This window comes from Nocardia asiatica NBRC 100129 (genome assembly GCF_000308415.1).
GTDB lineage: Bacteria > Actinomycetota > Actinomycetes > Mycobacteriales > Mycobacteriaceae > Nocardia > Nocardia asiatica.
Genome location: NZ_BAFS01000099.1, coordinates 1 through 11,529, shown reverse-complemented (window position 1 = coordinate 11,529; position 11,529 = coordinate 1). Strand labels below are relative to the sequence as shown.

At 71.3% G+C, this 11,529-nt stretch carries 11 protein-coding genes; 4 read left to right on the top strand and 7 right to left on the bottom strand.

Annotation, left to right across the window (positions count from 1 at the left end; all coding sequences use genetic code 11):
* Nucleotides 1-191 precede the first annotated feature (191 nt).
* The 3 genes from ON27_RS09685 to ON27_RS09675 form a co-directional block, all read right to left on the bottom strand.
* On the bottom strand, nucleotides 192-659 hold the full coding sequence (locus ON27_RS09685; RefSeq protein WP_043722827.1) for a VOC family protein: 468 nt from the start codon (nucleotides 657-659) through the stop codon (nucleotides 192-194).
* An 82-nt stretch (nucleotides 660-741) separates the two neighbouring features.
* Nucleotides 742-1,461 (bottom strand): sensor domain-containing protein, encoded by a 720-nt coding sequence (locus ON27_RS09680; protein ID WP_051046392.1) that lies wholly within the window; start codon nucleotides 1,459-1,461, stop codon nucleotides 742-744.
* Nucleotides 1,458-2,348 (bottom strand): hypothetical protein, encoded by an 891-nt coding sequence (locus tag ON27_RS09675; RefSeq protein WP_169334498.1) that lies wholly within the window; start codon nucleotides 2,346-2,348, stop codon nucleotides 1,458-1,460. Before ON27_RS09675 ends, ON27_RS09680 begins: the two co-directional genes overlap by 4 nt.
* A gap of 196 nt (nucleotides 2,349-2,544) precedes the next feature.
* Between ON27_RS09675 and lspA the strand changes: the two genes are divergently transcribed.
* Genes lspA through ON27_RS09660 form a run of 3 tightly spaced genes read left to right on the top strand, consistent with a single transcriptional unit; the run spans nucleotide 2,545 to nucleotide 4,725 of the window.
* Complete coding sequence (gene lspA, locus ON27_RS09670) at nucleotides 2,545-3,144, top strand: signal peptidase II (RefSeq protein WP_051046391.1); 600 nt, start codon at nucleotides 2,545-2,547, stop codon at nucleotides 3,142-3,144.
* Nucleotides 3,141-4,067, top strand: coding sequence for an RluA family pseudouridine synthase (locus ON27_RS09665; RefSeq protein WP_043722821.1), 927 nt, complete (start codon nucleotides 3,141-3,143; stop codon nucleotides 4,065-4,067). The genes lspA and ON27_RS09665 overlap by 4 nt, the downstream gene beginning before the upstream one ends.
* Entirely contained in the window at nucleotides 4,060-4,725 is a 666-nt protein-coding gene (locus ON27_RS09660) for a hypothetical protein (protein WP_051046390.1), read from the top strand. The genes ON27_RS09665 and ON27_RS09660 overlap by 8 nt, the downstream gene beginning before the upstream one ends.
* A 19-nt stretch (nucleotides 4,726-4,744) precedes the next feature.
* Here the strand turns inward: ON27_RS09660 and ON27_RS09655 are convergent, their stop codons facing one another.
* Together ON27_RS09655 and ON27_RS09650 are read right to left on the bottom strand one after the other, a co-directional pair.
* The gene (locus ON27_RS09655) at nucleotides 4,745-5,563 is read right to left on the bottom strand and encodes a PhzF family phenazine biosynthesis protein (protein WP_043722817.1); all 819 of its coding nucleotides are present in this window, start codon (nucleotides 5,561-5,563) and stop codon (nucleotides 4,745-4,747) included.
* Between the two features lie 81 nt (nucleotides 5,564-5,644).
* Complete coding sequence (locus ON27_RS09650; RefSeq protein WP_043722812.1) at nucleotides 5,645-8,068, bottom strand: cation-translocating P-type ATPase; 2,424 nt, start codon at nucleotides 8,066-8,068, stop codon at nucleotides 5,645-5,647.
* 35 nt (nucleotides 8,069-8,103) lie between these two features.
* On the opposite strand from ON27_RS09650, the gene rarD reads away from it, so the two are divergent.
* Nucleotides 8,104-9,036 (top strand): EamA family transporter RarD, encoded by a 933-nt coding sequence (gene rarD / locus ON27_RS09645; protein WP_051046393.1) that lies wholly within the window; start codon nucleotides 8,104-8,106, stop codon nucleotides 9,034-9,036.
* Between the two features lie 191 nt (nucleotides 9,037-9,227).
* Here the strand turns inward: rarD and ON27_RS09640 are convergent, their stop codons facing one another.
* Both ON27_RS09640 and ON27_RS09635 read right to left on the bottom strand, forming a co-directional pair.
* Nucleotides 9,228-9,728: a WKL family lipoprotein gene (locus tag ON27_RS09640; RefSeq protein WP_043722837.1), complete on the bottom strand. Its 501-nt coding sequence runs from the start codon at nucleotides 9,726-9,728 to the stop codon at nucleotides 9,228-9,230.
* 196 nt (nucleotides 9,729-9,924) lie between these two features.
* Entirely contained in the window at nucleotides 9,925-11,253 is a 1,329-nt protein-coding gene (locus tag ON27_RS09635) for a DNA polymerase IV (RefSeq protein ID WP_245559893.1), read from the bottom strand.
* Nucleotides 11,254-11,529: the final 276 nt, after the last annotated feature.

The following is an 11,529-nucleotide window of genomic DNA, read 5'->3' as shown; positions in this document are numbered from 1 at the left end:
GGTGTTCGAATCGATCACCCGCGGGTAACCACCCCGGAGCGGCGGACCCGGCCACAAAGCAGATGAGGGGGTTCGGGTCCGCCGCTCGCCTTCTTCGGTTCGCCCACGCGCCTTCCCGGTCGGCGAACCATCGTCCCCGATCAGCGGCGCGGCTCCGCGGTGCTTCGCTCCGGTGCGCCGGAGCGCCGGGTTCAGGAGCCGCCGAACAACTCGGCCATCCGGCGGTCCATCTCGTCGGGCGGCACGTCCTCCACGTGGGTGGCCACCGTCCAGCGGTGGCCCCACGGGTCCTCGAAGGCTCCGCTGCGGTCACCGTAGAACTGCTTGGTCATGGGCGTGAGTTCCCTGGCGCCCGCGGCCAGCGCGGCGGCGAAGGCGGCGTCGGCGTCCTCGACGTACACGTACAGGTTGACGGGGGTGCCGCCGACCGTCTTCGGATCGAGGAAGTCCATATCGGGCGCGGGATCGCCGAGCATGACGACGGAATTGCCGAACATCAGCTCGCAATGCGCGATCTTGCCGTCCGGGCCGGGCATGCGCATTCGCTCGGTAGCGCCGAAGACGTTCTTGTAGAAATCGATCGCCGCCGCCGCGCCGTCGATCGCCAGCCCCGGCGAGACCACCGGATATCCGTCGGGAACGGGTTTGACATCAGACATGGGGAACCTCCGGTCGAGGCATTGTGTCGGACCATGTCGAGCCTATTCCCGCGACCGGCGCAGGTGGCCGGATCGTCGGAAATCAGGGGCCCGCCACGCCCCGCAGCCGACGCACCTGGGCGGCGGTGAGCGCGCTGAGCACACCCGGGTCCACCGACTCCGGCGCCGTCACCGCGACCTGCAGCAACGTGCTCCCCACCTGGACGATCGCCACCGACGACCCGAGCGTCAGGCCGTCGCTGGTGGTGCGCACCTGAAAGGGGGCGCTCGCATCGCCCGCGGGCGGCTGGACCAGCCCGCCGATGCGGTAGTCCACCGTGATGTCGGAGTCGTCGGCGCTGGAATAGTGCGCGCAGCGACGCAGGATTTCCTGCGCGTCCGAAAAGGCGCCCGCGACGGCGTCGGGCGGATAAGCGGCCACGTCGATATCGATGCTGGAGAAATCCGGCCCCGCGAATTGCGTGGACGCCTGCGAAAGCGCGCCGGGGCGCTGCACGCCGAGCGGGGCGAGAACTTTCCCGCATTCGGCCGGATTCGTCGGCGAGGCGCCGGGAGCGCCGCCGCCGATGTCGGCGGGCGGCGGAAGCGCGTTGAAGCCGGACGGCAGGTCGGCGTCGCCGAGGAGGCGATCACGCAGTCGAGCGGGATCGGTCTCAGGGGCGGCGGTCACGGGAGCCGCGGCCACCACGGGCCCCAGGGCAGGAAGCTCCGGCTGCCCGGCCGCGGCCTGTTCCTCCGAACCGCATCCGACGACCACGACGAAGGGCGCGAGCGCGGCCATCAGGCCGCGGGCCAAGATCATTCGGCCCACGACACCTGCGTATCGATCGTCTGCCGCAGCGTGCTGTCGCTGTTCGGGTCGCGGTAGGCCTGATGACCGCCGACGGTGATGGACCCGGCCACCGGCAGGGGCAGACCGAGATCCACGGTGATGATGCCCGTGCCCTGCATCACGTAATCCCGGATGTCCAGGGTGCCCGCGTTGTTCGGCAGATTCCACACCGGCGACTTGGGCTTCTGCGTGACGTGCAGTTCGATGGTCAGCCGGTCCCCCTCGCGCTTGCTCAGCGTGGCGGTGGTCACCTGGTCGAGCAGGACGCCGCCGGTGACCTCCTGGCGCACCGTCCACACCGCGCCCTCGCCGACGGGCTCGTCGGGGAAGGCGATCGACCGATACACGGCCTGGTAGAACGCTTGCTCGAGGGCGGAGCGGGCGGTGTTGGAGGCGTCCGGAGCCGGCTCGAGCCGCAGGGCGGTGATCGCGCCCAGATCGCTGAGATCGAAGCCCGCGTGCGAACCGCCGATCTTGGTCAGCGCCTTGGCCAGCGTCGGGTCCGGCGAGGTGACCGTGCCGAGAGTCAGATCGATGCCCTCCGCGGTGGTGTGCGCGGTCATCGGAATGGTCAGCGCCGGAGTGGAGAAGTCGCGCTCGGGCTGCTCATCGATCTGCTGTTCGATGTGGTGGGCGGTGTAGAGCGTGACCCGCTGCACGGTGCCCGCCGGATACTCCGGGCGCAGCAGCGACCTCGGCTCGGCGCCGGCCGATTCGACCGTGGCCACCGCGGCCGCGATCGGCACCGTCACTTCCTTGCCGATGCCCAGCGGCTCGGTTCCGTCGGGTTCGCCGAGTGATTCGGCGCCGTCGCCGCAACCGACACCGAAGGCCGAGAGCCCGACCGCGAGCACCATGAGCAGCACACCCGAGCGCGCGATCCGGGGAAGGTGGGGAGAAGACAACACCGTCACGAGCAACAGGGTACGACCGCTTCCTGAGCGTGGGCTGGGACATCCGGGTGCGCGCCGGTCGGCGTGCCGCGCGACCCCGACCGGCCGCCCCAGCCCGGGCAATCGGACGGCGCGCACCGGGCGTGATCGCGCTCGAGAGATGATGGTCGGCGTGAGTGACGACCGGCCGCCCGAGGAAAACCCAGCGAACACCGCCGATCCGACGACCTCGTCGGCCCCACCGCAGCGCCTGCGCACGCTGCTCGTCCTCGCCGCGGTCGTGCTCGGCTTGGACCTGCTCACCAAGACCATCGTGGTCGCGCGGCTGACCCCGGGTGATCCGGTGCCGATCATCGGCGATTTCGCGCGCCTGAGCCTGGTGCGCAATCCGGGCGCGGCGTTCTCCATGGCCACTGGCATGACGTGGTTGCTGACCCTGGTGGCCGCCGCCGTCGTCGTCGGCGTGGTGCGCATCGGCCGCACGCTGCGTTCGCTGGGGTGGGCGATCGGGCTGGGCCTGGTGCTCGGCGGTGCGCTCGGCAACCTGATGGACCGGCTGTTCCGCGCGCCCGGCCCGCTCCAGGGGCACGTGGTGGATTTCGTCGCGGTCGGCTGGTGGCCGGTGTTCAACGTCGCGGACTCGGCCATCGTGTGCGGGGCGATCCTGCTGGTGGTGCTGACCGTGTTGGGTTTCGAGCCGAACGGCACCCGGGTGGGTCACGGCAAACCCGGCCAAGCGGGCGAGGGCAGCGCGGCATGAGGGAGACCAGGACCATGCCCGTCCCCGACGGGCTCGACGGTATGCGCGTCGACGCGGGCCTGGCCCGTCTGCTCGGCCTGTCTCGCACGGCGGTGGCCGCGCTCGCCGAGGAGGGCTCGGTGCAGCTCGACGGACTGGCCGCGGGCAAGTCCGACCGGCTGACCGCGGGCGCCTGGCTCGAGGTGGTCTTCCCCGAGCCGAAGCGGGAGCTGACCATCGAGGCCGAACCGGTGGAGGGCATGAAGATCCTCTACGCCGACGACGACATCGTCGCGGTCGACAAGCCGGTCGGCGTGGCCGCGCACACCGGCGTCGGCTGGAGCGGGCCGACCGTGGTCGGCGGGCTCGCCGCGGCCGGGTACCGCATCTCCACCTCGGGCGCGCACGAGCGGCAGGGCATCGTGCACCGCCTCGATGTCGGCACCTCCGGCGTGATGGTGGTGGCGCAGTCCGAGCACGCGTACACCGTGCTCAAGCGGGCGTTCAAGCAGCGCACCGTCGACAAGCGATACCACGCTCTGGTGCAGGGGCATCCGGACCCGAGCAGCGGCACCATCGACGCCCCGATCGGCCGCGCCCGCGGCAACGACTGGAAGTTCGCGGTCACCGCCGACGGGCGCCCGAGCATCACGCACTACGACACCGTCGAGGCGTTCCAATCGGCCAGCCTGCTGGACATCCACCTGGAAACCGGGCGCACCCACCAGATCCGGGTGCACTTCTCCGCGATCCGCCATCCCTGCTGCGGCGACCTCACCTACGGCGCGGACCCGCGCCTGGCCGAGCGGCTGGGGCTGCAACGCCAGTGGCTGCACGCCCGCTCGCTGGGTTTCCAGCATCCGTCCGACGGCCGGTACTTGGAGATCACCAGCGAGTACCCGGACGACCTGAGACACGCGCTGGACGTCCTGCGCGATGCCTGAGCGCCGCGTGCCGCCGTGGCGCCGGGTCCTGCTCGGCGCGGCGGCGGTCGTGCTGGTCGCACTGGTCTGGGCGCTCGGCGCGTTGTATCCGCCGTACCGCGCCCCGGTGTCCACCGACCGGCTCGGACCCGACCGGGGCGAGCAGGTCGCGGATTACCTCGCGCGGTCCGGTGATTCGCTGAACACGGGCGAGGGCGAACAGCACTGGGCGCTGGCGTCGTTCACCGAACCCCTGACTCCCGAGCAGATTCCCGCGCACAGCGGCGGAATGCGCATCGCCCAGGTGCTCTACCGGGTGCCGATCCCCCGCGTACAGACGCCGCTGGTCGTCGTGCCGGTCCCCGAAGGCGCTGCGGCGGCGGTGGATTCGGCGCGGGACGCGGCCTGGCTGCTTCCGCGCCCCGCCGACGACCGTTCCGCCCGCGTGGTCGCGGTCTCCGCCACCCGGCTGCGCGGCGGCTGCGCCTGCGTCGTCGGGCTCGTCGTCCGCGGGTCCTCGGCGCAACTGCGAAACCTGGCCGCTCAGAACGGGATCCGCGCGGTGCAGGCCCTCCCTTCCGACGCCGTGGCGGGCAGCTTCGCGGTGGTCCCGCTGCTGCCCGAATACCGCGACGTCGTCCTGCCGGGCCCCGACGACGGACCTGTCCCGGACCGGTGAGCGGCGTCCCCGACCGGCCTCAGTCCGGCAGGGTGACCACTCCGTCGAGATAGCGACGGCATCGCCCGAACAGCAGCACGCGGTCACCGGTCAGCTCGCAGCGCAGGCTTCCGCCACGGCGCGAGAGCTGCCTGGCGCTCAGCTCGGCGCGGCCGAGCCGCTCGCTCCACAGCGGCACCAGCTGGGCATGTGCCGACCCGGTCACCGGGTCTTCCATGACCCCCACGGCCGGAGCGAAGAACCGGGAGACGAAATCCACCGAGTCACCGGGCGCGGTGACGATCGCGCCGCGCGACAGCGCGGGAAAAGCCGACAGCACGGGGGCGACATCGCGCACTTCCTGTTCGGTCGCCACGACGATGACCTCGTCGGCGCCGGAATACGCCCGCACCGGACGCACCCCGAGCGCCGCGACCAGCGCCGGATCGGGCTGCGCCGGAACGCTCGGCACAACCGGCAGGTCGAGGACGAACTCGTCGTCGTCGGTGCGGTCGACGTGCAGCCAGCCGCTGCGCGTGTAGAAGCTCACCCGGTCCTCGCCGGGGTGCATGTCGACCAGGATCTGCGCGGCGCTGGCCAGGGTGGCGTGCCCGCACAGGGCGACCTCCACCCTGGGGGTGAACCACCGCAGGTGGAAAGCGGGCCAGTCGCCCGGCGGCATGCCCGCCTCGGGAGGTAATTGCGAGGTGTAGAACGCGGTCTCGGCGAGGTTGTTCTCCTCGGCCAGCTGTTGCAGCAACACGTCCGGGAGCCACGACGGGAGCGGCATCACCGCGGCCGGGTTGCCCGAGAACGGTGCGTCGGCGAACGCGTCGATCTGGTGCAGCAGTACCTCCATAATCTCCAGAAGGTACTCCAACTCCGAATGGCCGCTTCGCACAAGGCTTCTCGTGGCGCGGCTAGTCAGGCGTCCAGTCTGTCAGGCGGCCCCGCCGGGCGAACTCGGCAACAGTTGCCGCTCACCCCCGCGCAGCACCGAACCGACCCACCAGACGGCCTCGACGAGCACGATACCGACCACGCCGCAGACCACGGCCGCACCGGTGAGCGCGAGATTGGACGGGTCGAGCTTGAAGAACTCGCGGGTGAACGGAACGGTGAACAGGAAGACGTACGCCGCCACCGACACCGCGATGAGCACCACCTTCCACCAGACGTACGGCCGGGCCACGATGGCCAGCACCCACACCGCGATCATGATCAGCGTGATGAGGGCGGTGGTGCCCGCCTGCACCTTCTGCTGCTCGCCCGCCTCCGGCCCGGCGTAGGCGATCAGGTACGCGACGAAGGTGGCCACGCCGATCACCACGCCCGACGGGATGGCCAACCGCATGACCCGCCCGACGAACCCGGTGCGGGCGCGCTCGTTGTTGGGTGCGAGCGAGAGGATGAACGCCGGAATGCCGATGGTGAACCACGCCGCGATCGTGACGTGGCGCGGCAGGAACGGGTACCCGATGGGCTCGTAGTCGAAGATCTGGGAACCGACCCCGGCGGCGCCGACCAGAAAGGCGAGCAGCACGGAATAGACGGTCTTGGTGAGGAACAGATTCGACACCCGCTCGATGTTGCCGATCACCCGGCGGCCCTCGCCGACCACGTACGGCAGGGTGGCGAACTTGTTGTCCAGCAAGACGATCTGCGCCACCGCCCTGGTCGCGGGGCTGCCCGCGCCCATGGCCACGCCGATGTCGGAATCCTTGAGCGCGAGCACGTCGTTGACTCCGTCGCCGGTCATCGCCACGGTGTGGCCACGCGACTGCAGGGCCGCCACCATCGCGCGCTTCTGATCCGGACGGACCCGGCCGAAGGTGGTGTTGCGATCGAGCACCTCGGCCAGTCCGTCACGGTCCTCCGGCAGCTTGCGCGCGTCGATCGGGCGGTCGCCGCCCGGCAGGTCGAGCGAGGAGGCCACCGCGCCGACCGACACGGCGTTGTCGCCGGAGATGACCTTGATCGAGACATCCTGGCTCGCGAAGTAGTCGAGCGTGTCCCGGGCATCGGGCCGGACCTTCTGCTCCAGCACGACCAGGGCGGCCGGGCGCACCACGCCGGGCGCGTCCGGTGCGTCCACCGGACGGTCGCCGCGCGCCAGCAGCAGGACACGCAGTCCGGAGGCACCGAGTTCCTCGGCGACCCGCGCGTCCGCCGAGCCCGGGTCCAGCAGCACGTCCGGTGCGCCGAGCAGCCAGTCGCCGTGCTCGCCATAGGAGCAGCCGCTCCACTTCTTGGCCGAGGAGAACGGCGCGACGGCGGTGCGCTGCCAGCCGGGACCGACCGGCAACTGCTCGGCGATCGCCTGCACGCTCGCGTTCGGCCGTGGGTCGTCGGCGGCGAGCGCGGCCAGCGCGGTGCGCACCTCGCCGTCGTCGAAGCCCGCCAGGGTCTTGACGTCCGACAACCGCATGCCGTTCTCGGTCAGCGTGCCGGTCTTGTCCGCGCACACCACGTCGACGCGGGCCAGCCCCTCGATCGCGGGCAACTCCTGCACCAGGCACTGCCGCCGCCCCAGCCGCACCACGCCCACCGCGAACGCGATCGACGTCATCAGCACCAGCCCCTCCGGCACCATCGGCACCAGCGCGGCCACCATGCCGGTGACCGCGGGCCGCCAGGTCTCGCCGCTGGAGACCAGCTGGTTGTAGATGCTCAGCAGGCCGGCGGGAATGAGCAGATAGGTGATGAACTTCAGGATCTTGTCGATGCCGCTGCGGAGCTCGGAGTGCACCAGCGTGAACTTGCTCGCCTCCTCGGCCAGCCGCGCCGCGTAGGCGTCCCGGCCGACCTTGGTGGCCCGATAGGCGCCGGACCCGGATACCACGTAGCTGCCCGACATCACCGCGGCGCCGATGGCCTTGTCGATCGGATCGGCCTCGCCGGTGAGCAAGGACTCGTCCACCTCGAGCTGCGCGGACTCCTCGACCGTGCCGTCCACCACGATCTGGTCGCCGGGGCCGAGTTCGATCAGGTCGTCGAGCACCACCTCGTGCGGCGCGACGGCGACGGGCGTGCCGTCGCGGCGGACGGTCGGCTTGGCCTGGCTGACGATGGCCAACCGGTCCAGGGTGCGCTTGGCCCGGATCTCCTGGATGATCCCGACCGCGCTGTTGGCGACGATCAGCAGGCCGAACATGCCGTCGATGATCGATCCGGCGGCCAGCACCAGGACGAAAAGGACGCCGAGGATGGCGTTGATCCGGGTGAAGACGTTCGCGCGCACGATCTCGCCGACCGAGCGGCTCGCGCGATCCGGGACGTCGTTGGTCCGCCCGTCACGGCGACGTTGCTCGACCTCGGCGGCGGTGAGGCCGGTGGCGCCCGAAGCCTGCACGGTAATCGACATGACCGCAAGGCTACGTGACAACTACGTTCGTCCTCGTGCGGCGAAGCAGGTCCATCCCCGGTGTGACGTTCGGTACGGGCGCGTACTTCCTGTGGGGTCTGTTCCCCGCGTTCTTCGGTCTGCTGACGTTCGCGAGCCCGGCCGAGGTGGTGGCGCAGCGGATCGTCTGGACGCTGGTCGTCGTGCTCGCGGTGCTCGCCGTCAGCGGGCGCGTGCGCGAGTTGCGCGGCATCGGCGGTCGCGTGTGGCGCCTGGCGGCCGTCGCCTCCGCCGCGATCGCCCTGAACTGGGGCGTGTACGTCTACGGCGTGATCTCCGGTCACGTCGTGGAGTGCGCGCTCGGCTACTTCATCAACCCGCTGGTCACCGTCGCGTTCGGCGTGGTGATCTTCCGCGAGCGGCTGACCGGGGCGCAGTGGGCCGCGCTCACGCTCGGCGCGACCGCGGTGGCCGTGCTCACCCTCGACTACGGCAGGCCACCGATCATCGCCTTGGCCTTGGCCTGTTCCTTCGCCGTCTACGGGCTGGTGAAAAAGGTGATTCCGCTGGACGCGCTGCGCGGCATCGCCGCCGAGGGCATCGTCGCCGCGCCGTTCGCGCTCGCGTTCGCGATCGGGCTCGCCGTCACCGGGCACAGCGAATTCACTTCCACCCCCGCGCACACCGCGCTGATGGCGGCCACCGGGCCCGTCACCCTCGTGCCCCTCCTGCTGTTCGCGGTGGCGGCTCAGCGGGTGGCGCTTTCCACCATGGGCCTGCTCCAATACCTCACGCCCGCACTCCAGATGGCCTGGGGCGTCGCCGTCGCGCACGAGCCGATGCCCGCCTCCCGGTGGGCCGGGTTCGCCCTGATCTGGGCCGCGCTGGCGATCTTCACCACCGACGCGCTGCGGAAGAACCGGCGTGCGCGTCGTCGCGCTGCCGGCACCGAATCCGACCCGCTGGCGAGCGATACGCGGTCGACCTGACGAGCCGGCTCCGACGAAATCGACCGGTGCCGGGTGTCATTCCGCTACCTCGGCAGCAGTGGGAATCCGCTTCGGAAGTCCTCGTCCTCGGCGCGAGGGGGCGCGCAGCACCGGCGACGGGAGACTTTCGCGAGAGGACGAGACCGGCCGCCGGGACGAACCCGGCGACCGGCCCGGCCGGTCGTGCGAGATCAGGCGCAGGCCGCCGACTGCTGACCGAGGTTGGTCAGCATGGTGCAGGCCCACTGCTTCTGGATCTTCCACTTGCCGTTGTCGGCGACGAACGGCACGTCGACGATGTTCTCCTGGCCGTTGAGGACGAACTTGGCCTTCGCGTTCACGCTGTCGCCGAACGAGGTGACGTCGGTGACCTCGATCTTCACATCCGCGCCCGCCGCGGCCTGGGACAGGCGGTCCGGCAGGGTCGGGTCGGCCTCGGCGCCCTGGACGTTGTCCAGCTTCTCGGAGGCGGGCACCGACGGGTCCAGCGCACGGGCGAGGGCGGTGTTCAGCTCCGCGGCGGTCGGGACCGGCGGCAGGTTCGCGCTCGCGGTGGCCGACGCCTTGGCGCTGGTCGACGTCTTGGCGGCGGGCTTGCTGTCCTTGTCGTCGCCACCACAGGCGGTCAGGCCAAGCGCGGCGACGATGGCCAGTCCGGCGATCGCTGTGCGTCCAGTCTTACGAAGCTTCAACTGCTCGTCCTTTGCGTTCGAGAGGTGCGTGTCGGGTTCCACCGTGGCAGCCGCCACCCGAACCGGCGGCGCTGCACGAGGTCCCAGGCTACCGGCACCGGACGGCGCCGCCCGGATCCACACGGAACCGACGAATGTCGTCGGCAGCGAACGTACGCGTCGGGCTGGGGGATGTCGAGCCGTCGGCGCGGACGCGTCAGAGCAGACTGCCCAGCGGATCGGCCCGGGTGAGCGCGGCGTCGTCGGCGGCGAAGGTGCGCGCGGGACCCGGGCCGGTGGAACGAGTTTCGAAGCGGACCGTCACGACGCCGTGCCCGGCGCCCTGCACCCAACCGTGGCCGTGCTCGGGATGCGTGACGTCCATGCCCGGATACCAGAGCGCGACCGGCAGAGGGGAGGTCGCGTCGGGCGCGGCCTCGGCGAGGTCGGCGGGCCGCGCCGGTTCGGACTCCGGTGCCGCCACGGCGCTCTCCGCCGCCGGGCCGCGATCGAGTTCGGGGAACAGCGACTCCTGGCGAACGGTGGACAAGCCGCCGAAGCCGACCCCGACGAGCCGGATCGGCCCCAGTTCGCGCGGGTCGAGGGCCGACCGTTGCGCCGCGGCGGCGAGCGTGGCCAAGTCCTCGGTGGCGTAGGGCAGGGTGAAGGAACGGGTGACGATGCTCATATCGGATTTCTTGAGTTTGAGCACCACCGTGCGGGCTGCCCGGCCGTCACCGGTCAGGCGGCGGTGCGCGGCGGCGGCCATGTCGTCGATGGCCGGGCGGAGCTGGTCGAGGCTGACGATATCGGTCTCGTAGGTGGTCTCGGCGCTGATCTGTTTCGCCTCGGTGCGTTCGGCGACCGGACGGTCGTCGATGCCGCGGGCCAGCCGGTGCAGGGCCGCCCCCACGCTGCCGCCGAGGATCGACACCGCCTCCGATTCCGGCAGGGCGGCGAAGGCGCCCACGGTCTCGATGCCGAGGGAACGCAGCCTGCTCTCCGCGACCGGACCGATCCCCCACAGCTTGCGCACCGGCAGTCCCGCGAGCAGACCGGGTTGCTCGACCGGCGAGATCACCCGGATGCCGTCGGGCTTGGCCAAGCCGGAGGCGATCTTCGCCAGCTGCTTCCCGGTGCCCGCGCCCACCGAGGCGGTCAGCCCGGTCCGCTCCCGCACCACCGCGCGCAGCTGCGCGCAGAACGCGTACACCTGCGCCACCGTCGCACCAGCCAGCTCGGCGGGTTCGCCGAACGCCTCGTCGAACGACAGCGTCTCCAGCACCGGGATCCGGCTGCGCAGCGCGTCGAAGACCTGACCGCTCACCACGCCGTACACCGCGCCGCGCGGCGGCACCACCACCGCGGTGACGCCGACCAGCCTGCGTGCCTGATGCATCGGCATGGCCGAGCGCGCCCCGTAGACCCGCGCCTCGTAGCTGGCTCCGGCCACCACGCCGCGCCCGCCCGTCCCGCCGACCAGCACCGGCCTGCCCCGCAATGTCGGCCGGGTCAACTGCTCGACCGACGCGAAAAAGGCGTCCATATCGATGTGCAGCACCCAGCGCCGGGCGGCGCTGTCCGCGTCGGCGAGGCCGGGCGGATGCTGCCCGGCCACCGGGAGGTCGCCGTGCGTGCCGATCCCGGTCGCGGGCGCGCGCTCGACGCTCGGGTTCTCGGTACGCACGGCTGCAATGTACGCCGGTCCACCGACAGTTCGCGGCAGGCGGTGACGCTGTCCGGTGGCTGTGCGCTAGCTGTCGGTTCCCTGCGGGCGCGCGCGCCCGCCGCACCCGGCCCTCGCGTGGCCGCCCATCTCCCC

Coding starts and splice junctions, on each gene's coding strand:
- ON27_RS09655 (WP_043722817.1), bottom strand. CDS start 5,563: ATGGAGGTACTGCTGCACCAGATCGACGCGTTCGCCGACGCACCGTTC.
- ON27_RS09685 (WP_043722827.1), bottom strand. CDS start 659: ATGTCTGATGTCAAACCCGTTCCCGACGGATATCCGGTGGTCTCGCCG.
- ON27_RS09635 (WP_245559893.1), bottom strand. CDS start 11,253: ATGGACGCCTTTTTCGCGTCGGTCGAGCAGTTGACCCGGCCGACATTG.
- lspA (WP_051046391.1), top strand. CDS start 2,545: ATGATGGTCGGCGTGAGTGACGACCGGCCGCCCGAGGAAAACCCAGCG.
- ON27_RS09665 (WP_043722821.1), top strand. CDS start 3,141: ATGAGGGAGACCAGGACCATGCCCGTCCCCGACGGGCTCGACGGTATG.
- ON27_RS09660 (WP_051046390.1), top strand. CDS start 4,060: ATGCCTGAGCGCCGCGTGCCGCCGTGGCGCCGGGTCCTGCTCGGCGCG.
- ON27_RS09675 (WP_169334498.1), bottom strand. CDS start 2,348: ATGGTGCTCGCGGTCGGGCTCTCGGCCTTCGGTGTCGGTTGCGGCGAC.
- ON27_RS09650 (WP_043722812.1), bottom strand. CDS start 8,068: ATGTCGATTACCGTGCAGGCTTCGGGCGCCACCGGCCTCACCGCCGCC.
- ON27_RS09680 (WP_051046392.1), bottom strand. CDS start 1,461: ATGATCTTGGCCCGCGGCCTGATGGCCGCGCTCGCGCCCTTCGTCGTG.